This is a genomic window from Pseudomonas lundensis, assembly GCF_015377145.2.
In the GTDB taxonomy this organism is placed as follows: Bacteria; Pseudomonadota; Gammaproteobacteria; order Pseudomonadales; family Pseudomonadaceae; genus Aquipseudomonas; species Aquipseudomonas lundensis.
In genome coordinates, this window is sequence record NZ_CP062158.2 from 1,055,483 (window position 1) to 1,081,822 (window position 26,340).

A 26,340-nucleotide genomic window follows, 5' to 3' on the forward strand; every position below is an offset into this window, starting at 1 on the left:
TGTGAGCAAGTCACTGCAAGCCATTCGTGGCATGAACGACATCCTGCCCGAGCAGACGCCCCTGTGGCGTTTCTTTGAGGGCAAGGTCGCGCGTCTGCTGGATAACTACGGTTACAAGCAAATCCGCATGCCGATCGTCGAGTTCACCGAGCTGTTCAAGCGTTCCATCGGTGAAGTGACCGACATTGTCGAAAAAGAGATGTACACCTTCGAAGACCGCAACGGCGATTCGCTGACCCTGCGCCCCGAAGGCACTGCGGCCTGTGTGCGTGCTGTGCTTGAGCACGGCATCACCGGCGGCGGTCAGGTGCAAAAACTGTGGTACGTCGGCCCGATGTTTCGCCACGAGCGTCCTCAAAAGGGCCGTTATCGCCAGTTCCACCAGGTGGGCGTCGAGGTGTTCAACCTTGACGGTCCGGACATCGATGCCGAGTTGATCGTGCTGACCTGGCGCCTGTGGGGCGAGCTGGGTATCCGTGACGCGGTCAAACTGGAACTCAACAGCCTGGGCACCAGCGAAGCCCGTGCCCGCTACCGTGCCGCGCTGGTTGAATACCTGACTTCGCGCCTGAGCGAACTGGACGAAGACAGCCAGCGCCGTCTCAAGTCCAACCCGCTGCGTGTTCTCGACACCAAGAACGCTGACACACAGGCCGTTCTGGTTGACGCACCGAAGCTGGTGGACTACCTCGACGAAGAGTCCCGCGTGCACTTCGAGGGTCTCAAGGCGCGTCTCGACGCGGCCGGCATTCCTTACGTCATCAACCCGAAACTGGTTCGCGGACTTGATTACTACAGCAAGACCGTATTCGAGTGGGTCACCGACAAACTCGGTGCCCAGGGCACTGTCTGTGCCGGTGGGCGTTATGACGGTCTGGTTGAGCAAATGGGCGGCAAACCGACCTCCGGCGTGGGCTTCGCCATGGGCATCGAGCGTCTGATCCTGATGCTGGAAACCCTTGAGCAAATCCCTGAAGAAATCTCGCGCCAGGTCGATGTGTACCTGTGCGCCTTCGGTGAAGCTGCTGAACTGGCCGCACTGGCCTTGAGCGAACGTGTTCGCGATCAGTTGCCGAACCTGCGCCTGCAAGTCAATGCCGGTGCGGGCAGCTTCAAAAGCCAGTTCAAGAAGGCCGACAAGAGCGGCGCGCTGTATGCGCTGATCCTGGGCGACGACGAATTGGCCCGGCAAGTGGTAGGCGTCAAACCCCTGCGTGGCCAGGGTGAACAACAAACTATTGCCTGGGATGCTCTTTCAGAGCACTTGGCCACCTGCGTCGTGCAGGGTTGAAGCTGTAAAAACAGCCGATTTATCGAATAAGGAGTGTTGGGGTGTCGAGTAACGATGATGATCAGCTGGGCGAGTTGAAAGACTGGTGGCAGCGCAACGGCAAACCCCTGGTCACTGGCGGCTTGCTGGCGCTGGTGGTGGTGTTCGGCTGGCAGGCTTGGCACAAATATCAGAGCAATCAGTCGCAGGGTGCGTCGATTCTCTACCAACAACTGCTTGAAACCACATTGACGCCGAGCGGCCAGCCTGATGCCGCGCAAGTCGCTGATCTGGCCAACAAGCTGAAGAACGAATACAGCGGCAGCGCCTACGCGCAATTTGGTGGTCTGTTTGTTGCCAAGGTGGCGGTTGACAGCGGCAAGCTGGATGACGCGGCCAATGAGCTGAAAATCATCGTCGACAAGCCTGCCAATGCCACGTTGGGCGAAGTCGCGCGTCAGCGTCTGGCCCAGGTTCTGGCTGCACAGAACAAGGTTGATGAAGCCTTGAAGCTGCTTGAAGGTGATTCGGACAAAGCATTCCTGGCCAGCCGTGAAGAGCTCAAGGGTGACCTGCTGGTTCAGCAAGGTCGCACTGATGACGCGCGTGCAGCCTACGAAAAAGCCAAGGCGGCGCTCTCGGATGAGGCGGCAGTCGGCGGCTTACAAATCAAGCTCGACGACCTGGCCAAAGGGGATGCGTAACGTGATTCGTTGGAAACATGCAGCATTGCTGGCTCTGGCCATTTTGGCCGCGGGTTGCAGCAGCAACAGCAAAAAAGAACTGCCACCGGCCGCGCTGACCGACTTCAAAGAAGAAGTCGTTTTGCAAAAGCAGTGGAGCCGCTCGATTGGCGACGGCCAGGGCAAAACCTACAACATGCTGGTGCCAGCCGTTGAAGGTAATACCCTGTACGCGGCCGATGTGACCGGTGTCGTGATGGCGCTGGACCGCATGAACGGCGACGTCAAATGGAAAAAGGACCTTGAACTGCCTGTTTCCGGCGCTGTTGGCGCGGGTTACGGTCTGGTCCTGCTGGGTACCTTGCAAGGTGAAGTGGTTGCGCTTGACGCCAGCTCTGGCGAAGAAAAGTGGCGCTCCCGAGTGACCAGCGAAGTCCTGGCTCCGCCTGCCACCAACGGTGACGTGGTGGTGGTTCAAACCCAGGACGACCGCCTGATCGGCCTGGATGCCTCGACCGGCGACCAGCGCTGGACCTACGACAGCACGCCGGGTGTTCTGACCCTGCGGGGTACGGGGGCTCCTGTGGTCACCAACCATTTGGCGGTGGCAGGTCTTTCCACCGGTAAAGTGGTGGCGCTGGACACTCGCAATGGCGTGCCCGTTTGGGAGCAGCGTGTTGCCATCCCGCAAGGCCGTTCCGAACTGGAGCGCATTGTTGACATCGACGGTGGCCTGCTGCTGTCTGGTGGCACGCTGTACGTTGCCAGTTACCAGGGCCGCATGGCGGCACTGGAACTGGAAAGCGGCCGTGTGCTGTGGCAGCGTGATGCTTCCAGCTACGCCGGTGTCGCACAAGGTTTTGGCAGCGTCTACGTCAGCCTGGCGTCCGGCACTGTTGAAGGCGTCGACGAGCGTTCGACCACCGCCCTGTGGAGCAACGATTCCCTGGCCCGCCGTCAGCTGTCGGCACCGGAAGTCTTCTCCAGCTATGTAGCGGTCGGCGACATGGAAGGCTATCTGCACCTGTTGAGCCAGGTTGATGGTCGTTTCGTAGGCCGTACCCGCATTGACAGCGATGGCCTGCGGGCACGTCCGCTGGTGGTCGGTGACATGATTTACGTGTTTGGTAACAGCGGCAAACTGGAAGCCCTGACCATTCGCTAAGGCGTCTATGCTTGAGGCTCTAGGGCCTCGGGCAGCCTTGCTCTGGCAAGGTTTGCGGCACATTTTTGTGCTGTTCCGAACTCTGGCCGCTGCCTTGCAGCGGCTTTTGTATTTTCTGAAATAACGAAGTGGAGAGCCGCATGGTTCCCGTAATCGCCCTGGTGGGCCGACCAAACGTCGGCAAGTCCACCTTGTTCAACCGCCTGACCAGGACACGTGACGCCATCGTCGGCGACTTGTCCGGTCTGACCCGTGATCGCCAATACGGTGAGGCCAAGTGGCAAGGGCGTTCCTACATTCTGGTCGACACCGGCGGTATCTCCGGTGACGAGCACGGTATGGACGAAAAGATGGCCGAGCAGTCACTGCTGGCCATCGAAGAAGCTGATGTGGTGCTGTTCCTGGTAGATGCCAAGGCGGGTTTCACTGCCGCTGACCAGATGATCGGCGAACACCTGCGCAAACGAAACAAGCGTTCCTACGTGGTTGCCAACAAGGTCGACAACATCGACCCGGACATGGCTCGCGCAGAATTCGCACCGTTGGGCATGGGCGACGCGATTCCGATCGCCGGTGCCCACGGCCGCGGTATCTCGCAGTTGCTCGAAGTGGCGTTGTCCTCGTTCCCGCGTGACGAAGACGATGCCGAAGAAGGCGAACCGGAAATCGTTCTTGAAGGCGAGGAAGCCAAGCGCATTCCTGGGCCGGGCGAGAAAGACGGCATCAAGATCGCGATCATCGGTCGTCCGAACGTCGGCAAATCGACACTGGTCAACCGTATGCTCGGTGAAGACCGGGTTATCGTGTACGACCAGCCCGGCACGACCCGTGACAGTATTTACATCCCGTTTGAGCGTAACGACGAGAAGTACACGCTGATCGACACGGCCGGTGTGCGCAAGCGCGGCAAGATCCACGAAGAAGTCGAAAAATTCTCCGTGGTCAAAACCCTGCAAGCGATCAAAGACGCCAACGTGGTGATCTTTGTCATGGACGCGCGCGAAGGCGTGGTGGATCACGACCTGAACCTGTTGGGCTTTGCGCTGGAGGCCGGTCGGGCTCTGGTCATCGCGATCAACAAGTGGGACGGCATGACCCCGAGCGAGCGCGACTACGTCAAGACCGAGCTGCAACGCCGCTTGTTCTTCGTCGACTTTGCCGACATCCACTTCATCTCGGCGCTGCACGGCACGGGCGTGGGTAACCTGTACCAGTCGGTACAGAACTCCTTCAAGTCGGCGGTGACCCGCTGGCCAACGAACCGCCTGACCCAGATCCTTGAAGATGCCGTGGGCGAGCACGCACCGCCGATGGTCAACAACCGTCGCATCAAGCTGCGTTATGCCCACTTGGGTGGTGCCAACCCGCCGATTATCGTGATTCACGGTAACCAGGTTGAGAAGGTGCCGAAGTCTTATGTCCGTTACCTCGAAAACACCTACCGTCGTGTCTTGAAGCTGGTCGGTACGCCGATCCGCATCGAGTTTAAAGGGGGTGAGAACCCGTACGAGGCGAACAAAAACTCGTTGACCGACCGTCAGGTCAACAAGAAGCGCCGCATGATGTCGCACCACAAGAAAGCCGAGAAAAAACGCAAAGACAAGCGCTGATCGCGCAACCTCCACGCGTAATGAGAAAGGGTCCTGACGGGCCCTTTTTCGTGTCTGGTGTTTGGGCTATCCTCCGTGGGTCCTGTGCCGCAGTCAGTGCCGGGAACTCAACAGGGAACGGCCATGATCACCAGCAAGTTGCCGAACGTCGGCACCACCATCTTCACGCGCATGTCGCAGCTCGCGACTGAAACCGGCGCCCTCAACTTGTCTCAGGGGTTCCCTGACTTTGATGGCCCGCAAGCCTTGCGTGATGCTGTCGGTCAACACATTGCCAGTGGTCACAACCAATACGCCCCGATGACCGGCTTGCCCGCGCTGCGTCAGCAAGTGGCCGCCAAAATAAGTCGCAGCTATGGCGTAACGGTCGATGCGGACGCTGAAGTGACCATCACGCCGGGTGCGACTCAGGCCATTTTCTGTGCCATTCAGGCTGTTATTCACCCTGGTGATGAAGTCATCGTGTTTGACCCCTGTTACGACAGTTACGAGCCTTCCGTAGAGCTGGCCGGTGGCCGTTGCGTTCACGTGCCGCTGGCACTGGATGATTTCTCCATCGACTGGCAAAAACTCAGTGAGGCCATTGGCCCCCGTACGCGCATGATTATCCTCAACAGCCCCCACAACCCGAGCGGGGCGCTGATCAGCCGCGGGGAGCTGGACCAGTTGGCAAAACTGATCGAACACCGTGACATCTACCTCATCAGCGATGAGGTGTACGAACATTTGGTATTCGACGGGGTGCCCCACGTCAGTGTTTTGTCACATCCCGAGTTGTACCATCGCGCATTCGTTGTCAGTTCTTTCGGCAAGACCTACCACGTCACCGGCTGGAAAACCGGGTATGTGGTCGCGCCGCCCGCCCTGACGTCAGAGCTGCGTAAAGTGCACCAATACGTCAGTTTTTGTGGGGTGACGCCGCTGCAATATGCGCTGGCCGATTTTATGGCCGCTTGCCCGCAGCACGTCGAAGAACTGCCTGCTTTTTATCAGGCCAAGCGCGACCTGTTTTGTGATTTGTTAAGCCCATCGCGCTTTACCTTCAAGCCGGTGGCGGGGACTTACTTTCAGTTGGTTGATTACTCCCTTATTCGTCCGGACCTTAATGATGTCGACATGGCCGTGTGGCTGACCCGCGAACATGGCGTGGCGACGATTCCGGTTTCGGTGTTCTACCAGACCCCGCCCGAAGGGCAGCGGCTGGTTCGCCTATGTTTTGCAAAACGCGAGGAGACGCTGCGTGAAGCAGCAGAAAAACTATGCGTGATCTAAGTGGTTTACCCGATTTAACTGTAGCGCTGGTTCAGACCACGCTGGCCTGGCATGACCGTCAGGCCAATTTCGATCATTTCGACGACCTGCTGCAGCAGGCCGCGGGCGCGGACCTGGTGGTACTGCCTGAAATGTTCACCACCGGTTTCAGCATGGACTCCAAAGCCCTGGCTGAAGCAGAAAATGGCCCGACCACCACGTGGTTGCGCGAGCAAGCCAAAAAACTCGATGCCGTCGTGACAGGCAGCATCATCATTGAAGCGGCGGATGGTAGCCATCGTAATCGGCTGCTATGGGCTCGCCCGGACGGTGTCGTGCTGCACTACGACAAACGTCACTTGTTCCGTATGGCAGGCGAGCACGAACACTTCACCCCCGGTGAACGTCAGGTTCAGTTCGAAGTGAAGGGCTGGCGCATCAGGCCATTGATCTGTTACGACCTGCGCTTCCCGGTCTGGAGTTGCGATCCCCATGACACCGATTTGTTGCTTTACACCGCCAACTGGCCGGGGGCGCGGCGTCTGCACTGGAATCGCCTGCTGCCTGCCCGGGCCATTGAAAACCTGTGTTATGTCGCCGCCGTAAACCGGGTCGGAGCCGATGGCAAGGGACTGGTGTACACGGGTGACAGCCATATTCTCGATTTTCAGGGCGAGTCACTGCTCAGCGCAGGTGAGGCGGATGGCGTGTTCCAGGTCAGCTTGAACGCCGGTGAACTGGCCGCTTACCGTGAGCGTTTTCCGGCGGATCTGGATGCCGATGTGTTCGAGCTGAACGTCTGAGGGCAAACCGTCCGAGCGGGCGGTGAGGGCGTTCAGGGTGTAGCGCGCAAAAAAAGCCCCCATGGCCTTCACCATGGGGGCTTTTGTGTCGCTGGCCTGCGTTAAGCGGCTTTTGCTTCGGCTTCGCTCAGGGCACGGTTCAGTGCGCTGAACAGGGCTTTGAAGCTGGCGGTGGTGATGTTTTCATCGATGCCGACGCCATGCACGGCGCGTTCGCCGTTGACCCGCAATTCAATGTAGGCCGCCGCTTTGGCGTGGGTGCCCGCTCCGATGGCATGCTCGTTGTAATCCATGATCTCGGCCTTGACCGGCAAGCCTGCTACCAGTGCTTCCAGAGCGCCATTGCCTTTACCGCTCCAGCGCAGGTTGGTTTCGCCCGCGCCCTTGGCAGACACCTCGACGTCGACAGCACTGTGGCCGTTCTCTTCTTGCAAGCGATGGCTCACCAGCGCGTAAGGCGTGTTGGCTTGCAGGTATTCGCTGTGCAACAGGCTGTGGATCTGCTGGGCCGTCATCTCAAGGCCCAGACGGTCGGTTTCACGTTGCACCACCTGACTGAATTCGATCTGCATGCGGCGCGGCAAGCTGATGCCGTATTCCTGCTCGAGCAAGTAGGCAATGCCGCCTTTGCCGGACTGGCTGTTCACGCGAATCACGGCTTCGTAGCTGCGACCGATGTCTGCCGGGTCGATTGGCAAGTACGGTACTTCCCACAACGCGTCCGGCTTCTGCTGAGCGAAGCCTTTGCGGATGGCATCCTGGTGCGAGCCGGAGAAGGCGGTATGCACCAGGTCGCCCACATACGGGTGGCGCGGGTGAACCGGAATCTGGTTGCACTCTTCGACGACTTTGCGCACGCCGTCGATGTCCGAGAAGTCCAGTTGCGGGTCCAGGCCCTGGGTGTACATGTTCAATGCCACGGTTACCAGATCGACGTTACCGGTGCGCTCGCCGTTGCCGAACAGGCAGCCTTCGACACGGTCGGCGCCCGCCATCAGGCCGAGTTCGGTGGCCGCCACACCGGTGCCACGGTCATTGTGGGTGTGCAGGCTGATGATCACGCTGTCACGACGGTTGATATGGCGACCGAACCACTCGATCTGGTCGGCGTAAATGTTCGGCGTGGCGCACTCAACCGTTGCAGGCAGGTTGAGGATCATCTTGTGCTCAGGGGTCGGGTTCCAGACCTCAATCACGGCGTCACACACTTCTTTGGCAAATTCCAGCTCAGTGGCGCTGAACGTCTCGGGCGAGTACTCGAATGTCCACTGGGTTTCGGGCTGTTGCGACGCGTATTTGACGAACAGCTTGGCCGCACTGACGGCGATTTCCTTGATGCCGTCCTTGTCCTGGTTGAACACGATGCGGCGGAAGGCCGGGCAGGTCGCGTTGTACAAGTGAACGATGGCTTTTTTGGCACCGCGAAGCGACTCGAACGTGCGGGCGATCAAATCTTCGCGGCCCTGGGTCAAGACCTGAATGGTCGTGTCATCCGGGATATGTCCGTCTTCAATCAGGGTGCGCACAAAGTCGAAATCGGTTTGCGAAGCGGCCGGGAACGACGCCTCAATCTCCTTCACACCCACGCTCACCAGCGTCTTCCAGAAGCGCAGCTTCTTCGCCGCATCCATCGGTTCGATCAGCGACTGGTTGCCGTCGCGCAGATCGGAGCTGCACCAGATAGGTGCTTGAGTGATGGTTTTCGACGGCCAGGTCCGGTCAGGCAAATCAATGACGGGGAACGGGCGGTACTTGGAAGACGGGTTTTTGAGCATGGTCATCAGGCAATCCTTATTGTACGAGCCGAAAAAAGGCGGCTAACCGGAGATACAAAGCAGAGGGGCGAGGCACCGCAATCAGCTTTGCAGTCGTGCGCTGACGAGGCAAAGGCTGCGATGTTGACGTTGCAGAATGAGGGTGTGAGAGGTTTTCATGGCCTCAACCCTAACCATTGGCAGTAAGGATGGCAAGCGGCCAAAAAACTTTGAGAGGAATGCTCGTAAATGAATGGTTTTCGAAGGTAAATAGCGCAATCGTCTTTTATTGTTGCTTTAGATTGCGCTTGAGTGAGTGCTGCCAGCGTTTTGTGCTCTGCGCGCTCGGTACAAATGTTACGGCTGGAAAGCGCCAATGAAAATGGCCGGGTCGACGCGCGCATCATTCAGGCTGACATTCCAATGCATGTGCGGTCCGGTAGCGCGGCCGGTTGATCCGACCCTGCCCACCACATCGCCCCGTGCCAGTTGCTGCCCGACCTGGGTGTCAATCTTCGACATGTGACAAAACATGCTGATGAACCCTTGGCCGTGGTCAACAAACACCGTATTGCCGTTGAAGAAATAATTGCCGATCAAAATCACCTTGCCTGCCGCGGGCGTTTTGATTGGCGTACCTGCGGGCACGGCAAAATCCAGACCGGCGTGCGGGTTACGCTCTTCGCCATTGAAGAAGCGCCGCACGCCAAACTTGCTCGAGAGCGGTCCATTGACCGGTTTGTCGAGCAACAGGTTGCTCGGCGTCGTGGGGCTGAACGTGCGGTAGGCCTTGATCTGAATGGCCAGCTCGTTGTCGATGCGTTTGAGGTCAGCGGGGTTCGGATTGACCTGACGCTGGTTTTTCAGGGTGATGCGCTGTTCGGGGTATTTTTTGTGACCAACCGTGAAATTCAGGTCACGGCCGCCTGCGCTGATGGATTGAGTACCGGGTTTGACCGTTAACGGAATACCGACGATGGCACGCCAGGTGTCCTGTTCCTTGACCACCAGCACCGGTTTGCCCTGGTAGGTGGCCTTGGGCGCTTGCGCGCCGCTGCCCAGTTCAATCACAGCCACACCGCCCGGCACCGGTTTGTTGAGCAGGCGGGTGATGTAACTGTCAGCCGCGTTCGCGTTGACGGTCAGGCACAGCAACAAAAGAGCAGAGACGAAACGCAGCATCGATCAATCCAGTAATGAAAGGGTGACAGGCGTGAGGTGATTGTCCTCGACGCGCACATGGAGTTCGCCTTCACCCAGCTTGGCTTTCAAGCGTTGGCCGTTGTGGGTTTGTCCGGCGCTGCGAATGGCGTTGCCGCGCTCGTCGAGCAGGATGCTGTACCCGCGTCCCAGGGTGGCCAGCGGGCTGACCACGTGCAGCGTTTGCATCTGGCTTTGCAACTGCAGTCGACGGGCCTTGAGGCCTTCGCGCATCGCGCGCGGCAAGCGCTCGGCCAGACTGTCGAGGCGCTGGCGCAGCAGGGCCAGTTGGCGGCCGGGGTGTTGACCGGCCAAGCGCGTTTCCAGGCGAATCAGGCGCTCTCGACGGGTATTGAGGCTGCGCTCAAAGGCGCGGCGCATGCGCATGTCCAGGTCATCCAGGCGCTGCGCTTGCTGGCGCAGACGCTCGCCGGGGTGACGCAAGCGACGCGCGAGCCCGTCAAGGCGCAGGCGCTCACGCATCAAACGGTCACGTATACGCATCACCAGGCGTCTGTGCAGGCTTTCAATGCGGTGTTGCAAGTCGCTGGAATCCGGGGCCAGCAACTCGGCGGCGGCAGACGGCGTAGGCGCTCGCACATCGGCCACGAAGTCACTGATCGAGACATCGGTCTCGTGACCGACAGCGCTCACGATCGGGGTGACGCAGGCATCGATGGCGCGGGCGACGGCCTCTTCGTTGAAGCACCACAAGTCCTCCAGCGAACCCCCGCCACGGGCCAGAATCAGCGCATCAAAGCCACGTGCATCGGCAATTTTCAACGCACGCACGATTTGCGCAGTGGCTTCGCGCCCCTGAACGGCGGTAGGAATCAGGGTCAACTCGACCTGAGGTGCGCGTCGGCGAAATACGCTGATGATGTCGCGTATCACGGCGCCGGTGGGCGAACTGATAATTGCGATGCGCTGCGGGTGGGCGGGCAGCGCGACCTTGCGTTCAGCGCTGAACAGGCCTTCGGCGCTGAGCTTTTCTTTCAGCGCATCAAAGGCCAGCCGTAGCGCGCCGTCACCCGCAGGCTCAACGGTATCGAGGATCAGTTGGTAATCGCCCCGGCCTTCGAATAACGACACCTTGCCGCGCACCTTGACCGCCAGGCCATCTTTCAAGGCTTGGCGTACGCGGGCAGCGTTGTTGCGAAACAGCGCGCACCGCACCTGGGCGCCGCTGTCCTTGAGGGTGAAATACACGTGGCCGGACGCCGGGCGAGCGAGGTTGGAGATTTCGCCTTCGACCCAGATGTTGCTGAACACGTCTTCGAGCAACACTCGGGCACGGCCGTTTAGCTGGCTGACGGTCAGGACTTCGCGGTCCAGATTGAGTCTTGCAAAGGGGTCTTTAATCATGTCGGCCATCATAAGGGCGGATTGTTATCACTGCACGTATCTGGTTACAGTCCGCGCACTAAAAACAAGGAAGTTGTCCCATGGATCTGCCTTACACCGGGAGCGAGTGGTTGTTGTTGGAGCTGGCCATCGCGCTGGCGTACATCGTATTTGGCGTGGCCGGGTTCGGCACCGCGTTGGTGGCGGGCCCGCTGTTGATCCTGTGCCTGCCGTTATCGAAAATCATCCCGTTGCTGGTGCTGCTCGATTTTGTGGCGGCATTCGGGAACTGGTTGCCCGCGCGTCGCGACGTGGCACGCGCCGAGCTCTTACGCTTGCTGCCCTGCATGGCGCTGGGTTGCCTGGTCGGTGTGGTGTTTCTGCTGAACCTCAAATCAGATGTGTTGCTGCTGATGATGGGGATTTTCATCAGCGCCTATGCGATCTACAGCCTGGCCGTGAAGGCGCGGCCAAGGCAGGTGGCGGCCGGTTGGGCGATTCCGACCGGCACGGTGGGCGGGTTGTTTGGTGCATTGTTTGGCAGTGGCGGCTTTTTGTATGCGCTGTACCTCAATGCACGCTTGCCCAAAGAGGCGGCGCGGGCCACGCAAAGTGCGTTGATCAGTTGCAGCACGGTGGTGCGCTTGATCTTGTTTGTGATGGCCGGGGTGTACGCCGATGGCGCGCTGCTGCTATTGGCCGTCTGTCTGTTACCGGCAATGGCACTCGGGTTATGGACGGGACGCCGATTGACGCGCAAATTGTCCCGCGAGGCCTTTGTGCGACTGGTGACATGGCTGGTGCTGGCCAGCGGCATTGCCCTGATCGTGCGCTACTTGAGCGCTTGACCTCGGGGGATCAGGCTTTAAGCTGCACCCCCTGAAACCCTTGCGGTCTGCGCCAGCGTTTACACCTTTGGCTTTGTTCTCTTTTTATACGTGTCGTTTTTCATGAATTCGCAAAGCATCATCGTCCCCAAAATCTCCACCTTGCCGGTTCATGAGCCGCGCGCCCGCGCCATCGTGCGCTGGTTAGTGCGCAAAAATATCATTGAAGAAGCCCTGACCACCTGCGGTCGCACCGGCAACGGCATGGCCCATGCCATCGCGCCAGGCGCTGCCGAGGTCGTGCTGCACCCCGAGGCGCTGCCGTTCGGTGAACCGGTCAACGGTCTGGAAATCATTACCAAGCGCTGCATCTACACCCCGGCCAAGGGGTTTCTTGAAGAGGCCGGATGCGCCGAGTGTCGTAAGGAAGTCGGTGAGGCCCTGTTCGAAAGCCTTGAAGACTGGATGCCGGGGCGCACCGACAACTTCACGTGCCCGTTGTGCGGCCATGAAGATGACATCAATGGTTTCCTGTTCTTGCAGCCCTGTGCGTTCTCCAATCTGGGGTTCATCTTCAATAATTGGGCCGAGGCGGGTTTCAAACAGAGCTTCCTGGACGAGTTTGCCGACTGGCTGGATCAACCCGTGGCGTGGGTGAGGGTGGAGCTTTAACGCGTGCGCCAGCGTCGGGGCTTTTTTTCTGCCTTGAGAGTCAGCAAATCATTGACCCTTAGCGCAAAACTCTCTAAAGGTTTCCGTTGAGCCGCACAGGTGTTTTAAGTACAATGGCGCGCTTCCATTTTCCCGCTCGGGAGCCCCAGCGATGCTGCGTATCAGCCAAGAAGCACTCACTTTCGATGACATCCTTCTCGTCCCCGGTTATTCCGAGGTTCTCCCGAACGAAGTCAGCCTCAAGACTCGTTTGACCCGTGGCATTGAACTGAATATTCCGCTGGTTTCCGCCGCAATGGACACCGTAACTGAAGCCCGTCTGGCAATCGCCATGGCTCAGGAAGGCGGTATCGGTATCATCCACAAGAACATGACCATCGAGCAGCAAGCTCACGAAGTCCGCAAGGTCAAGCGTTTCGAAGCCGGTGTGGTCAAAGAGCCCATCACGATCGAAGCGGATGCCACCGTCCGTGAACTGCTCGAACTGACCCGCCAGCACAACATCTCCGGCGTTCCGGTCCTGCAAAATGGCGACCTGGTCGGCATCGTGACTTCCCGTGACGTGCGCTTTGAAAACCGTCTGGAAGCCTCCGTACGCGATGTGATGACGCCCAAAGAGCGTCTGGTCACCGTCAAGGAAGGCGCCGACAAAGAAGAAGCCCGCGAGCTGTTGCACAAACACCGCATCGAGCGCGTTCTGATCGTTGACGACAAATTTGCCCTCAAAGGCATGATGACCGTCAACGACATCGAAAAAGCCAAGGCCTACCCATTGGCCAGCAAGGACGACCAGGGTCGTCTGCGCGTGGGCGCTGCGGTCGGCACCGGCAAAGACACCGCTGATCGCGTTGCAGCCCTGGTTGCTGCCGGCGTTGACGTAGTCGTAGTCGACACCGCGCACGGTCACTCCAAAGGCGTGATCGACCGCGTGCGTTGGGTCAAGCAGAACTTCCCTGACGTGCAAGTCATTGGCGGCAACATTGCCACCGGCGCAGCGGCACTGGCGCTGGCTGAAGCGGGCGCGGACGCTGTCAAGGTCGGTATCGGCCCTGGCTCGATCTGCACCACCCGTATCGTGGCCGGTGTGGGCGTTCCGCAAATCAGCGCGATTGCCAATGTGGCCGCTGCCCTTGAAGGCACTGGCGTTCCCCTGATCGCTGACGGCGGCATCCGTTTCTCCGGTGACCTGTCCAAGGCCATCGTGGCCGGTGCGTCCTGCGTGATGATGGGGTCGATGTTTGCCGGTACTGAAGAAGCACCGGGCGAAATCGAGCTGTTCCAGGGTCGTTCCTACAAGGCCTATCGCGGCATGGGTTCGCTGGGTGCGATGTCGCAGTCCCAGGGTTCCTCCGACCGTTACTTCCAGGACTCCTCCGCGGGTGCCGAGAAGCTGGTGCCCGAGGGCATCGAAGGTCGCGTGCCGTACAAAGGCTCGCTGACAGCGATCATTCACCAACTGATGGGCGGTCTGCGTTCTTCGATGGGGTACACCGGCAGCGCCGACATCGAACAAATGCGTACCCAGCCAGAGTTCGTGCGTATCACCGGTGCCGGCATGGCTGAATCTCACGTCCACGACGTGCAGATCACCAAGGAAGCGCCAAACTATCGCGTAGGTTGATAGTAATCGCACCCAGGCCAATGCCGGGTGCGATGCGAATTAAGTAACCGGGGCTGTTTGATTCAGCCCCGTGTCGTTTCTGAAATTAATCGAGATTTTGTCATGGCCCTCGACATTCACGCTCACCGCATCCTGATCCTGGACTTCGGTTCCCAGTACACCCAGCTGATCGCCCGCCGCGTGCGCGAGATCGGTGTCTACTGCGAACTGCACCCGTTCGACATGGACGACGCCGCGATCCGCGAATTCGCCCCTAAAGGCATCATCCTGGCAGGCGGCCCGGAGTCGGTTCACGAAGCCAACAGCCCGCGCGCGCCACAGGCCGTTTTCGATCTGGGCGTACCGGTCTTCGGCATTTGCTACGGCATGCAGACCATGGCCGAGCAACTGGGCGGCAAGGTTGAAGGTTCCGAGCTGCGTGAGTTCGGTTATGCCCGCGTAGACGTGGTCGGCAAAAGCCGTCTGCTCGACGGCATCGAAGACCATATCGACTCCGACGGCCTGTTCGGCCTGGACGTCTGGATGAGCCACGGTGACAAAGTCACCAAAATGCCGTCTGACTTCCACATTCTGGCCAGCACCCCGAGCTGCCCGATTGCCGGTATGTTCAACGACGAACGCGGCTACTACGGCGTTCAGTTCCACCCGGAAGTGACCCACACCAAACAGGGCGGCCGCATCCTGTCGCGCTTCATCCTCGACATCTGCGGCTGTGAAGCCCTGTGGACGCCGTCCAAGATCGCTGAAGACGCAATCGCCAACATCCGCGCCCAGGTCGGCACCGACAACGTGTTGCTCGGTCTGTCGGGCGGCGTGGACTCCTCGGTCGTGGCGGCCCTGCTGCACAAGGCCATTGGCGACCAGTTGACTTGCGTGTTTGTCGACAACGGCCTGCTGCGCCTGCACGAAGGCGAGCAAGTGATGGCCATGTTCGCCGAGAACATGGGCGTCAAAGTGATTCGCGCCAACGCTGAGGACCAGTTCCTCAACAACCTGGCGGGCGAATCCGACCCTGAGAAAAAGCGCAAGATCATCGGCCGTACCTTCATCGACGTGTTCGATGCCGAATCCTGCAAGCTGGACAACATCAAGTACCTGGCCCAAGGCACCATCTACCCGGACGTGATCGAATCGGCTGGCGCCAAAAGCGGCAAGGCGCACGTCATCAAGTCGCACCACAACGTGGGCGGCCTGCCGGAAGAAATGAACCTCAAGCTGGTTGAACCGCTGCGCGAGCTGTTCAAGGACGAAGTTCGTCGTCTGGGTCTCGAACTGGGCCTGCCGTACGACATGGTCTACCGTCACCCGTTCCCGGGCCCGGGCCTGGGCGTGCGCATCCTGGGTGAAGTGAAAAAGGAATACGCCGACATCCTGCGTCGTGCTGACCACATCTTCATCGAAGAGCTGCGCAAGGCCGACTGGTATCACAAAGTCAGCCAAGCGTTCGTGGTGTTCCAGCCAGTGAAATCGGTGGGTGTGGTCGGTGACGGCCGTCGTTACGCCTGGGTTGTTGCCCTGCGTGCCGTAGAAACCATCGACTTCATGACTGCGCGTTGGGCACACCTGCCTTACGAACTGCTGGAAACCGTAAGCGGTCGCATCATCAACGAAATCGAAGGCATCTCCCGCGTTACCTACGACGTGTCGAGCAAGCCGCCGGCAACGATTGAGTGGGAATAAGTCTGGCCGGTTAACCGGTTCGATGTGAAAAAGGCGGTCAACACTCAGTGTTGACCGCCTTTTTTGTTTCTGCGCTTTGTCACCGTGCGGCTAACCGGGGTGGCGGTTACTGACGAGCGCAAGGCTGCGCGCAACCCGTGAGCCTAGCGCCGTGCCACATCGGAAAAGTAAAACTTGTCCAGCGTGTGCCGCGACTCGGTGTACTCAAACTGCCGTCCGTCCTGCAAAAACGTCTGGTTGCTGACCACGATCACATGGCTTTGGCCGTCCATGTCCAGGTGTTGCTGATCGTCCTGGTTGCGCGGCACGGCTTCGATGGTGCGCTGGGCGTAGCTGATTTGCAGCTTCAGGTGCTGTTCGATGTAGGCATAAATCGAGTGCTGGGCGATGCCTTCGTCCAACCCCGGGATCAGGTCGGTCACGAAGTGGTTGATGTCCAGAATTACGCGTTTGCCATCGATGCGCCTGACCCGTTTGATGCGGGTGATCGAACTGCCAGCCTCGGCATCAATGTGCGCGTGCAGCGCGCCTTCAAGGGCAATCTGGCTGAATTCGACCACGTCGGTGCTGACGTTTTCACCCAGCCGCGGCCAGGTTTCTTGAAAACTGACGATGCCGCCCAGTTGAAACTCAATCGGGCGGGTGGACAGTACAAACGTCCCTTTGCCATGCACCTTGTGCGCAAAACCGCGTTCCTGCAGTTGCTCAATCGCTTTGCGCACCGTGCCGCGGCTGGCCTCGTAGGTGGCCATCAATTCAGCTTCCGAGGGCAGCCGGGCGCCGTGTTGCAGGCGCTCGCTGGTGATGCTGGCAAGCAGATCGCTGTAGATCTGGTTGTATTTGGTCATGGCGATGGCTCGATGCCGATGGGTGCTCTGGGCCCGAACCTTAAGTGCAGGGTTCAGGTAGCGCAAGTCCCATAAAAGATTGGGAGCCATCACACGCAGTCTTCAGATTTGTCTTTCAGTCCCGGTCCTGTGCTGGCGAGCGAAACATACAGTACTTTAACTCGTCTGTACCAGTTGTTGATTTAACTGGTACAGACGAGTATTTTTCGTTTCAGCGTGCTGCCTCAACGACGCCCCATAACAATAATTCCAGGCAGGAGATCCGGCATGAGCCACGATTACTCTTCCATCGCCAGCGAGCTGATCACCAGCCTCGGTGGTGCCGACAACATCGAACAGGCCGCGCATTGCGTCACGCGTCTGCGCCTGGCCCTCAACGATGTAAACCGGGTCGACAGTGCGACCCTCAATCAGATCGATCTGGTCAAAGGTTCCTTTTTCAACGGTGGGCTGTTTCAGGTGGTGATCGGCCCCGGCGATGTCGAGAAGGTCTACGCCGCCTTGCGCGAGCAAACCGGGTTGGCGGCCTCGACGCTCGCAGACGTCAAACAGAAGGGCGCCGACAAGGGCAATGGCTTGCAGCGCCTGGTGCGGGTGTTTTCGGATGTGTTCATGCCGATTCTGCCGGCGCTCATCATTGCGGGCCTGTTGATGGGCATTAACAACCTGATCGGCGCCAAAGGCATGTTCATTGCCGACAAAACCCTGCTCGACGCTTATCCCTCGCTGGACGGGCTGTGGAGCCTGATCAACCTGATGGCCAATACCTCGTTTGTGTTCCTGCCCGCGCTGGTCGGCTGGTCAGCGGCCAAGCGCTTTGGCGGCAGTGAAATCCTCGGCATCGTGCTGGGCCTGATGCTGGTGCACCCCGACCTGCTCAATGCCTGGAACTACGGCAAGGCGGTGGCGGGGCTGGAGGGCCAGAGCCTGCCGTACTTCGACATCTTTGGCGTGTTCCAGATTGAAAAGGTCGGCTATCAGGGGCAAATCCTGCCGATTCTGCTGGCTGCCTACGTGATGAGCGTGATCGAGAAATGGCTGCGCGCGCGGGTGCCCAATGCCATTCAACTGCTGGTGGTGCCCATTACCACGATTGTCATCACCGGGGTGCTGGCGCTGGCCGTGATTGGCCCGGTCACCCGGCATCTGGGGATTCTGATTACCCAGGGCCTGGTGATGCTGTTTGACCTGGCGCCCGTGATCGGCGGCCTGATCTTTGGTGTGCTGTATGCGCCGATGGTGATTACCGGCATGCACCACATGTTCCTCGCGGTCGATTTGCAGTTGATCTCCACGCAGGGCGGCACCTTTATCTGGCCGATGATTGTGATGTCCAACCTGGCCCAAGGCAGTGCCGCGCTCGGGGTGTTCTACATGAGCCGCAACCTGCGCGAGCGCAGCATGGCGTCAACCTCGGCAATTTCCGCCTATTTCGGCATCACCGAACCGGCGATGTTCGGCATCAACCTGCGCTACAAATTCCCGTTTTATGCGGCGCTCACCGGGTCGGCACTGGGCAGTATTTTCCTGTCGCTCAATCAGGTGCAGGCCTCGGCGATCGGTGTCGGCGGGTTGCCCGGTTTTATCTCGATCACCCCCGGGCACATCCCCATGTTCGTCATCGGGATGCTGGTGGCCATCGTCGTGCCGTTTGCCCTGACGTGTGTGCTGAGCATGAAAATCATCCGCCCCGGTTACCGCGTGGCCTGAGCCCTCACTTGTGGGCGGCCGCAGGCTGCCCCTCCTGAAAGGCGCAACCGCGATAACCCAAGGCAGCACAAGGAACTTTCCCCCATGCACGATTGGCAGCGTTCGGTGATCTATCAGGTCTACCCCAAGAGTTTTCATAGCCATGCCGGCAACGCGACCGGCGATTTGCTGGGGGTGGTCGACAAGCTCGACTACCTGCAATGGCTGGGGGTGGATTACCTGTGGTTGACGCCGTTTCTGCGCTCGCCCCAGCGCGACAACGGCTACGACATCAGCGACTACTACGCCATTGACCCGAGCTACGGCAGCATGGCCGATTGCGAACTGCTGATTCTCGAAGCCCGTGCCAGGGGCATCAAGCTGATGCTCGACATTGTGGTCAACCACACTTCCATCGAGCACCCCTGGTTCCAGCAGGCCCGCAGCAGCCTCGACAACCCGTACCGAGACTTTTACATCTGGCGCGACCAGCCAAACAACTGGCATTCCAAGTTTGGCGGGTCGGCGTGGGAGTACGAGGCGCAAACCGGCCAGTACTACCTGCACCTGTTTGACCACACCCAGGCCGACCTCAATTGGGACAACCCCAACGTCCGCGCCGAGGTTTACACGTTGATGCGTTTCTGGCGCGACAAAGGCGTGGGCGGTTTCCGTCTGGATGTCATCAACCTGATCTCCAAGCCCGCGGACTTTGCCCAGGATGACAGTGACGGGCGCCGTTTTTACACCGATGGCCCGCGGGTGCATGAGTACCTGCAAGAGATGCACCGCGAAGTCTTCGCCGGGCATGACTTGCTCAGTGTCGGAGAGATGTCCTCGACCTCCCTTGAACACTGCATCCGTTATTCCGACCCGCAGCGCCGCGAGCTGTCGATGACCTTCAATTTTCATCACTTGAAGGTGGACTACCCGAACCAGCAAAAGTGGGTGCGCGCCGACGTCGACTTCCTCGCGCTCAAACGCATCCTCAGCGAGTGGCAGCAGGGCATGCAGGCCGGGGGCGGCTGGAATGCGCTGTTCTGGTGTAACCACGATCAACCGCGCGCCGTTTCGCGCTTTGGCGATGACGGCGAACACCGCGTGCTGTCGGCCAAAATGCTGGCCACCGCCCTGCATGGCCTGCAAGGCACACCCTTTATCTATCAGGGGGAAGAGCTCGGCATGACCAACCCCGGCTTCGAGCACATCGAGCAGTACCGCGACGTCGAAACCCTGAACATCTACCGCCTCAAGCGCGACGCAGGCGAACCCCATGCCGGGTGCATGGCCGCGATCATGCAAAAGTCGCGGGACAACGGCCGTACGCCGATGCAATGGAACCACCAGCCGAATGCAGGTTTCAGCACCGCGAAACCCTGGATAGACCTGCCGGACAACGCCACTCGCATCACCGTCGAAGACCAGCGCCACGACCCGTCGTCGGTGCTGCACCACTACCGCCGCCTGATCGCCTTGCGCCGTGCCGAGCCGTTACTGCAACACGGCGAATACCGCCCGTTGCTGCTGGACCACCCACGTGTCTGGGCCTACCTGCGCCAAGGCGATAAAGAGCGATTGCTGGTGCTCAACAACTTTTACGGCACGCCCTGCGATGTCGAATTGCCCGCTGAGGTCATCGACCCACACCGGCAACAGCGTGTGCTCATCAGTAACTACGACGACTGCCCGCAGCGAACGCGGCGCATCACGTTACGGCCCTACGAATCGTTCGCCTTGCACGTGCAGGACTGACGCGGGCTAACCCCTGCCAGCGGTTTAGCCGCTGTGATTTACCCATAACAATAAGAAAGGTCATCTTTTATGAACACACCACTCAACCGCTGCGTGCTTACCGCATCGTTATGCCTGCTGGCACCGCTCCCGGCGCAGGCGCTGGAATTCTCGGGTTACCTGCGCAGCGGCGTCGGCAACTCGCTCAACGCGGGCAAACAATCGTGTTTCAAACTGCCCGGCGCTGAAACCAAATACCGGCTGGGTAACGAGTGCGAGCAGTACGCGGAGCTGGAACTTCGCCAGGACATCCTGACCCTGGATGACGGCTCGGTGCTCAGCGTCGACGGCATGGCCTCGTTTTACAACCAGTACAACCACCAGCTCACCTTTCAAGGGGAGAACGGTTCGGTGCGCATGCCCCAGCTGTACGCGCAATGGTCGAACCTGCCGCGTCTTAATGGCGGTTCGCTGTGGGCCGGGCGTCGCTACTACAAACGCAATGACATCCACATCTCCGACTTTTACTACTGGAACCAGAGCGCCACGGGCGGCGGCATCGAAGATGTGCTGATCGGCGGGTTGAAATACAGCTATGCGTTTTCGCGCAAAGACAGTCTTTATCAGGAGCAGGCTGTCACCCGTCACGACGTCAACGTTGCTGGGTTCAAGACCAACCCCGGAGGCGAGCTGGAGTTCGGTGTGAGCTACCTCGAAAAACCCCGGCGCACCGATGCCCACAGCGGCTGGGCGATCACGGCGCAGCACGTGCAAAACGCCTTTTTGGGGGGCCGCAACACCGTTGCCCTGCAATACGGCGAGGGCTCAGGGACGGGGCTTGGCTACACCGGCAACACCCGGCTGGACAACAGCAGTAAACGGTATCGGCTGGTGGAGTTTTTTGACTGGCAAGTGACGCCGCGCTTCGGCGGACAGGTCGAGGCGGTCTATCAAAAAGACGTTCGCCCCCAGGGTGACAATCAAGAGTGGCTGTCGCTGGGTGTGCGCCCGGCGTACGCGATCAGTCAACAGTTCAAGCTGGTCACCGAGCTTGGCCACGATCAGGTCAAGGCCGCCGACGGCACCCGCACCTTGAGCAAATTTACCTTTGCGCCCACCTGGTCGCCCAAGGGGCCCGGCTTTTGGGAGCGCCCCGAAATTCGCCTGTATTACACCTATGCCCGCTGGAACAAAGCCGCACAGCTGGCCGCCAATCGATTGGACGCCGGGTCGGCGTTATCTGACAGCGGCGCGTTTGGCAGGGCGCGGCACGGTTCAAATATGGGATTGCAGGTCGAGTACTGGTGGAAATAAGCGACGCTGGCGAGGCGCGCACGCCCTCGGCATTCAAACTCTCTATTGCAGGTGAAGTCATGGTCACACCCTCACAACTGGAACTGCTGGCGCCCCTGTCAGGCGTGGTGCTGGCGCTCGACGATGTCCCTGATCCGGTGTTCTCCAGTCGCCTGATGGGCGATGGTGTGTGCATCGACCCGACGTCACAGATGTTATGCGCCCCGCTGGCCGGGGTGGTCAGCAACCTGCAACACACGGGGCATGCCCTGAGCATCACCCATGACAGCGGTGTGCAGGTGCTGCTGCACATTGGGCTGGACACGGTGAACCTTCAGGGCAAAGGTTTTATCGCGCAGGTTGAGGAAGGCCAGCGGGTTGAGGCCGGGCAGCCGCTGATTGAGTTCGATGCCGACTACCTGGCGCTGCATGCCCGCAGTTTGCTGACGCTGATGCTGGTGATCAGCGGGGAGGGTTTTCAGGCGCTGGCGCACGGCAAGGCGCACATCCAGACCGGGCAGCCTCTTTTGCACGTGCAAGTGCACGCGGGTAAAGGCGATGGGCCAACCGGTCATGAAGACAGCCCGGTGTTGCATTCGCAGGCCGTGCTGCTGCCCAACCCCAATGGCCTGCATGCGCGACCGGCCGGGGTGTTGGCCCAGGCGGCGAAAGGCTTTGCGGCACGTGTTCAACTGCATCGCCAGCACGACAGCGCCAACGCCAAGTCGCTGGTGGCGATCATGGCATTGCAAACCGCGTATGCAGACAGCGTTTACCTCAGTGCGGCGGGGCCGGATGCCGAGGCGGCCCTGCGTGAGTTGTCCGAGCTGCTGAGCCAAGGCTGTGGCGAAGAGGTTGAGCACGTGGTGTTGGCCCCAGATCCCGACCCCGTCGCCCATGACGGGGTGTCGGATGTGCTGCGCGGCGTGTGCGCCTCCACCGGTTCGGCGTTCGGTTACGTGGTGCAGGTGGCGCACAGCGCGCTGGAGGTGGACGAACATGCCAGCGAAGCGCAACGCGAACACGCCGCGCTGCAACACGCGTTGGCCCGTGCGGCCGATGAGTTGCAGGGGCTGCGCGATGACGCATCCAACCCGGCGCAGCGCGACATCTTTCGGGCGCATCAGCAGCTGTTGCAAGACCCGAGCTTGCTGGAGCATGCCGCCGAGCTGATCAACGCGGGCAAAAGTGCAGCCTTTGCCTGGCGCAATGCGACCGAAGCCACCTCGGCGTTGTTCAAGGGCCTGGGCAGTCCGTTACTGGCTGAGCGGGCGCTGGATCTGGAAGACGTGGGGCTGCGCGTGCTCAAACGGATTCTCGGCGTGGATGACCGTGCGCTGGCGTTGCCCGATCAGGCGATATTGGTGGCAGAACAACTGACGCCCTCGCAAACGGCCGGGCTCGACACCCGCAAAGTCGTGGGGTTTGTCACCGTGGGCGGCGGCGCCACCAGCCATGTCGCCATTCTGGCCCGTGCCTTGGGCATCCCGGCATTGTGCGGGGTGTCACCTCAGGTGCGGGCGCTGGCCAGTGGCCTCCCGGTATTGCTGGACGCCGATGCGGGTCAGTTGCACGTGCAGCCTGATGTGGGGCAGGTGGAGCGACTGGGTGCGCAGCGCGCGTTGCGTGAGGACCGTCAACAACGGGATTTACAGCTCGCGTCGTTGGCGGCCTGCACCCTGGACGGGCACCCGGTGGACATCACCGCCAATATTGCCTCGCGCGCGGAGGCTGAACACGCGATGACCTTGGGCGCCCACGGCGTCGGGTTGCTGCGCTCGGAGTTTTTGTATCTGGATCGCAGCCGCGCCCCTTCCCATGACGAGCAAGTGGCCACCTACTGCGAGATAGCTCGCGCCGTGGGCACGGAACACCCGCTGGTGGTGCGTACGCTGGATGTGGGCGGTGACAAACCGCTGGCCTACGTGCCAATGGCCAGTGAACTCAACCCGTTCCTGGGCATGCGCGGTATTCGCCTGTGCCTTGAACGTCCGCAGTTGCTGCGCGACCAATTGCGCGCCATTTTGGCCTGTGCCGGGCTGACGCAACTGCACATCCTGTTGCCGATGGTCACGCACCTGTCCGAGCTGCGGGTCGCGCGGCAGATGTTGCAGGAAGAGGCGCAGCGGCTGGGGCTCAGCGCGTTGCCCAAGCTGGGCATCATGATCGAAGTGCCTGCGGCGGCCTTGATGGCCGACCTGTTTGCGCCCGAGGTGGATTTCTTCTCGATTGGCACCAACGACCTGACCCAATACACCTTGGCCATGGACCGTGATCATCCGCGCCTGGCCCGTCAGGCCGACAGCTTGCACCCGGCCGTGTTGCGCCTGATCGCTCACACGGTCCGGGCCGCTCACGCCCATGGCAAGTGGGTGGGCGTGTGTGGCGCGCTGGCCTCCGAGCCGTTGGCGGTGCCGGTGCTGCTGGGCCTGGGGGTGGATGAGCTGTCGGTCAGCGTGCCGCTGATCCCGGCCATCAAGGCACGAGTACGCGAAGTGCAATTCACCGCCTGCAAGGCATTGGCCGACAAGGTACTGGCGCTGGAAAGCGCCGAGCATGTGCGGGCCACCTTGCAGCCTCAATCGTTAGTGCTGGAGCATTGAACATGTTTGAAAAATTTCACCAGGCGCTCTGGAAAGCGCTGACCCCGGATCTGGTGCCCGACGTGACCCGCCCGGCCTCGTCGTTGCTGGACAGTGCTGTATTGGCGGCGTTGGGCGGGGCCGAGAACATTACATCCGAACAGAAAGTCGCACTCACCCGCGTGCGTGTCCAAGTGTGCGATGCCTCGAAACTGACCCTGCACGCGCAGCAATTACCGAACGTCATGCCCTTGGCCAATGGCGTGGTGCATGTGCTCGTAGGGCTGTAAACGCCTGGTCGAGGTTCAGGCTTGCTGACGTGGGTGCGGCCCTTCGCCACCCCGGCCTTACTGTTTCTCAACTGCAGGTGTATCGTATTCGCCTTTTGCGGGGCATAAGCCCGTTTACGATACGAGAGGTAGTTGAGCCCATGTCCTTTACCCGTCGACAAATACTCGGTGGTTTGGCCGGCCTGGTCGTGGTGGGTGTCGGAGCGGGTGGCGCTTCGCGTTACTGGCTGGGGAAAATGGCCGACGCCGAGGCCGGCCACGATTACGAGCTGATTGCCGCGCCGCTGGACGTCGAGCTGGTGCCCGGGCATCAGACCGAAGCCTGGGCCTTTGGTCCGTCGGCACCGGGTACCGAGTTGCGGGTGCGTCAGGGCGAATGGCTACGGGTGCGCTTTATCAACCACCTGCCGGTGCCCACCACCATTCATTGGCACGGGATCCGTCTGCCGCTGGAGATGGACGGCGTGCCTTATGTGTCCCAGTTGCCGGTTCTGCCGGGCGAGTATTTCGACTACAAATTCCGCGTGCCCGACGCTGGCAGCTACTGGTATCACCCGCACGTCAACAGCAGTGAAGAGCTGGGTCGCGGGCTGGTGGGGCCCCTGATTGTCGAGGAGCGCGAGCCGACCGGTTTTGTCCACGAACGCACTTTGAGCATCAAAAACTGGCACGTGGATGAAGAGGGCGGGTTCATGCCATTCAGCATCACCCGCGAAGCCGCACGCGGCGGTACGGCGGGGCGCCTGTCCACGATCAACGGCAGCCATGTGCCGACCATCGAACTGCCCGCCGGGCAAATCACCCGTGTGCGTCTGCTCAACCTCGACAACACCTTGACCTACCGCATCAACATCCCGGGGGTGGAGGCCAGGATCTACGCGCTGGACGGCAACCCCATAGAGCCACGGCCGCTGGGCAAGGAATACTGGCTGGGCCCCGGTATGCGCATTTGCCTGGCCATCAAGGCACCCGCCGAAGGCGAAGAATTGTCCCTGCGTGACGGGCCTGTGCGCCTGGGTACGTTGCGGGCGGTGGCCAGCCCCGGTGCGGCGACCCAGTGGCCTGCCGCCTTGCCGGCCAACCCGATTGCCGAGCCGGATGTGGCCAATGCCGAGAAGCTCAACTTCAATTTTGAATGGGTCGGTTCGGTGTCCGAGAATCAAGACGGCGATCAACCCCCCAGCCTGTGGCAAATCAACGGCATTGCCTGGGACATCAAAGACAAGACCTGCGCCGATCGGCCGATTGCCAAACTCAAGCTGGGGCAGAGCTACATCTTCGAATTGAAGAACATGACCCAATACCAGCACCCGATCCATTTGCACGGCATGAGCTTCAAGGTGCTGGCGTCCAATCGCAAAAAAATCACCCCGTATTTCACCGACACCTATTTGTTGGGTAAAAACGAACGTGCCCGCGTGGCGTTGGTGGCGGATAATCCCGGCGTGTGGATGTTCCACTGCCATGTGATTGACCACATGGAAACCGGCCTGATGGCCGCCATTGAGGTTTCCTGATGCGACAAGGGCGTCAACCCCAGATCATCGACCGCAGCCGCGATCAAGACTACATGCGTGAAGCGCTGGCACTGGCTGCTCAGGGGGCGGCCCTGGGGGAAGTGCCGGTGGGTGCGGTGCTGGTGCAAAACGGCGAGATTATCGGGCGCGGGTTCAACTGCCCGATCAGCGGTCACGACCCCAGCGCCCATGCCGAGATGGTCGCCATACGTGCCGCAGCCGCCTCGGCCTGTAACTACCGCCTGCCGGGCAGCACGCTGTACGTCACGCTGGAGCCGTGCAGCATGTGCGCGGGCCTGATCGTGCATTCGCGGGTGTCACGCGTGGTGTATGGCGCGCTGGAGCCCAAGGCCGGGATTGTGCAGAGTCAGGGGCAGTTCTTCACCCAGGGCTTTCTCAACCACCGGGTGCTGTTTGAAGGCGGGGTGCTGGCCGACGAATGCGGCGCGATCCTGAGCGACTTTTTCAAGGCCCGCCGCGCCAAACAGCCGTTGTAGCCGGGTTAACGCG

Annotated in this window: 21 protein-coding genes; 17 read left to right on the forward strand and 4 right to left on the reverse strand. The window is 60.3% G+C overall.

Features of this window, described 5'->3' with window-relative positions:
- The first annotated feature begins 1 nt into the window (after position 1).
- The 6 genes from hisS (at position 2) to IF654_RS05320 (ending at position 6,782) form a co-directional block, all read left to right on the forward strand.
- Positions 2-1,291: a histidine--tRNA ligase gene (gene hisS / locus IF654_RS05295; RefSeq protein ID WP_047273862.1), complete on the forward strand. Its 1,290-nt coding sequence runs from the start codon at positions 2-4 to the stop codon at positions 1,289-1,291.
- A 41-nt stretch (positions 1,292-1,332) separates the two neighbouring features.
- A complete protein-coding gene (locus IF654_RS05300) occupies positions 1,333-1,974 on the forward strand; it encodes a tetratricopeptide repeat protein (RefSeq protein WP_047273864.1) in 642 nt (213 codons plus the stop codon).
- Positions 1,967-3,118 carry an outer membrane protein assembly factor BamB gene (gene bamB, locus IF654_RS05305; protein WP_047273865.1) on the forward strand — a complete coding sequence of 384 codons (1,152 nt, stop codon included), beginning with the start codon at positions 1,967-1,969 and terminating at the stop codon, positions 3,116-3,118. The genes IF654_RS05300 and bamB overlap by 8 nt, the downstream gene beginning before the upstream one ends.
- A gap of 140 nt (positions 3,119-3,258) precedes the next feature.
- A complete protein-coding gene (gene der / locus IF654_RS05310; RefSeq protein WP_047273868.1) occupies positions 3,259-4,728 on the forward strand; it encodes a ribosome biogenesis GTPase Der in 1,470 nt (489 codons plus the stop codon).
- 123 nt (positions 4,729-4,851) lie between these two features.
- On the forward strand, positions 4,852-6,000 hold the full coding sequence (locus IF654_RS05315) for a pyridoxal phosphate-dependent aminotransferase (RefSeq protein ID WP_047273870.1): 1,149 nt from the start codon (positions 4,852-4,854) through the stop codon (positions 5,998-6,000).
- Positions 5,988-6,782: an amidohydrolase gene (locus IF654_RS05320; protein ID WP_047281221.1), complete on the forward strand. Its 795-nt coding sequence runs from the start codon at positions 5,988-5,990 to the stop codon at positions 6,780-6,782. Before IF654_RS05315 ends, IF654_RS05320 begins: the two co-directional genes overlap by 13 nt.
- A 101-nt stretch (positions 6,783-6,883) precedes the next feature.
- Here IF654_RS05320 and leuA read toward each other — a convergent pair whose 3' ends face one another.
- The 3 genes from leuA to xseA all read right to left on the reverse strand — a co-directional run bounded on the left by leuA (position 6,884) and on the right by xseA (position 11,101).
- On the reverse strand, positions 6,884-8,563 hold the full coding sequence (gene leuA, locus IF654_RS05325; RefSeq protein WP_047273871.1) for a 2-isopropylmalate synthase: 1,680 nt from the start codon (positions 8,561-8,563) through the stop codon (positions 6,884-6,886).
- A 330-nt stretch (positions 8,564-8,893) separates the two neighbouring features.
- Positions 8,894-9,718: a M23 family metallopeptidase gene (locus IF654_RS05330; protein ID WP_047281220.1), complete on the reverse strand. Its 825-nt coding sequence runs from the start codon at positions 9,716-9,718 to the stop codon at positions 8,894-8,896.
- Between the two features lie 3 nt (positions 9,719-9,721).
- Positions 9,722-11,101 (reverse strand): exodeoxyribonuclease VII large subunit, encoded by a 1,380-nt coding sequence (gene xseA / locus IF654_RS05335; protein WP_047273875.1) that lies wholly within the window; start codon positions 11,099-11,101, stop codon positions 9,722-9,724.
- Positions 11,102-11,181: 80 nt separating this feature from the next.
- Between xseA and IF654_RS05340 the strand changes: the two genes are divergently transcribed.
- The 4 genes from IF654_RS05340 (at position 11,182) to guaA (ending at position 15,880) form a co-directional block, all read left to right on the forward strand.
- Positions 11,182-11,928, forward strand: coding sequence for a sulfite exporter TauE/SafE family protein (locus tag IF654_RS05340; RefSeq protein ID WP_047273876.1), 747 nt, complete (start codon positions 11,182-11,184; stop codon positions 11,926-11,928).
- Between the two features lie 102 nt (positions 11,929-12,030).
- Entirely contained in the window at positions 12,031-12,579 is a 549-nt protein-coding gene (locus IF654_RS05345) for a hypothetical protein (RefSeq protein ID WP_047273877.1), read from the forward strand.
- A gap of 151 nt (positions 12,580-12,730) precedes the next feature.
- Positions 12,731-14,200 (forward strand): IMP dehydrogenase, encoded by a 1,470-nt coding sequence (gene guaB, locus IF654_RS05350; protein ID WP_047273879.1) that lies wholly within the window; start codon positions 12,731-12,733, stop codon positions 14,198-14,200.
- A gap of 102 nt (positions 14,201-14,302) precedes the next feature.
- Positions 14,303-15,880 carry a glutamine-hydrolyzing GMP synthase gene (gene guaA, locus IF654_RS05355; protein WP_047273880.1) on the forward strand — a complete coding sequence of 526 codons (1,578 nt, stop codon included), beginning with the start codon at positions 14,303-14,305 and terminating at the stop codon, positions 15,878-15,880.
- Positions 15,881-16,023: 143 nt separating this feature from the next.
- On the opposite strand, the gene treR is transcribed toward guaA, so the two are convergent.
- Positions 16,024-16,728, reverse strand: a complete 705-nt coding sequence (gene treR / locus IF654_RS05360; protein ID WP_047273882.1) for a trehalose operon repressor — start codon at positions 16,726-16,728, stop codon at positions 16,024-16,026.
- Between the two features lie 267 nt (positions 16,729-16,995).
- On the opposite strand from treR, the gene treP reads away from it, so the two are divergent.
- The 7 genes from treP (at position 16,996) to tadA (ending at position 26,327) form a co-directional block, all read left to right on the forward strand.
- The gene (treP, locus tag IF654_RS05365; protein ID WP_070413756.1) at positions 16,996-18,438 is read left to right on the forward strand and encodes a PTS system trehalose-specific EIIBC component; all 1,443 of its coding nucleotides are present in this window, start codon (positions 16,996-16,998) and stop codon (positions 18,436-18,438) included.
- Positions 18,439-18,522: 84 nt separating this feature from the next.
- Positions 18,523-20,169: an alpha,alpha-phosphotrehalase gene (treC, locus tag IF654_RS05370; RefSeq protein ID WP_194862697.1), complete on the forward strand. Its 1,647-nt coding sequence runs from the start codon at positions 18,523-18,525 to the stop codon at positions 20,167-20,169.
- A 69-nt stretch (positions 20,170-20,238) separates the two neighbouring features.
- A complete protein-coding gene (locus IF654_RS05375) occupies positions 20,239-21,462 on the forward strand; it encodes a maltoporin (RefSeq protein ID WP_194862696.1) in 1,224 nt (407 codons plus the stop codon).
- A 59-nt stretch (positions 21,463-21,521) separates the two neighbouring features.
- A complete protein-coding gene (gene ptsP / locus IF654_RS05380) occupies positions 21,522-24,044 on the forward strand; it encodes a phosphoenolpyruvate--protein phosphotransferase (RefSeq protein WP_194862695.1) in 2,523 nt (840 codons plus the stop codon).
- Positions 24,045-24,046: 2 nt separating this feature from the next.
- Positions 24,047-24,313, forward strand: coding sequence for a PTS sugar transporter subunit IIB (locus tag IF654_RS05385; RefSeq protein ID WP_094987389.1), 267 nt, complete (start codon positions 24,047-24,049; stop codon positions 24,311-24,313).
- Positions 24,314-24,453: 140 nt separating this feature from the next.
- The gene (locus tag IF654_RS05390) at positions 24,454-25,830 is read left to right on the forward strand and encodes a multicopper oxidase family protein (protein ID WP_047281200.1); all 1,377 of its coding nucleotides are present in this window, start codon (positions 24,454-24,456) and stop codon (positions 25,828-25,830) included.
- Entirely contained in the window at positions 25,830-26,327 is a 498-nt protein-coding gene (tadA, locus tag IF654_RS05395) for a tRNA adenosine(34) deaminase TadA (RefSeq protein ID WP_047273895.1), read from the forward strand. The genes IF654_RS05390 and tadA overlap by 1 nt, the downstream gene beginning before the upstream one ends.
- Positions 26,328-26,340: the final 13 nt, after the last annotated feature.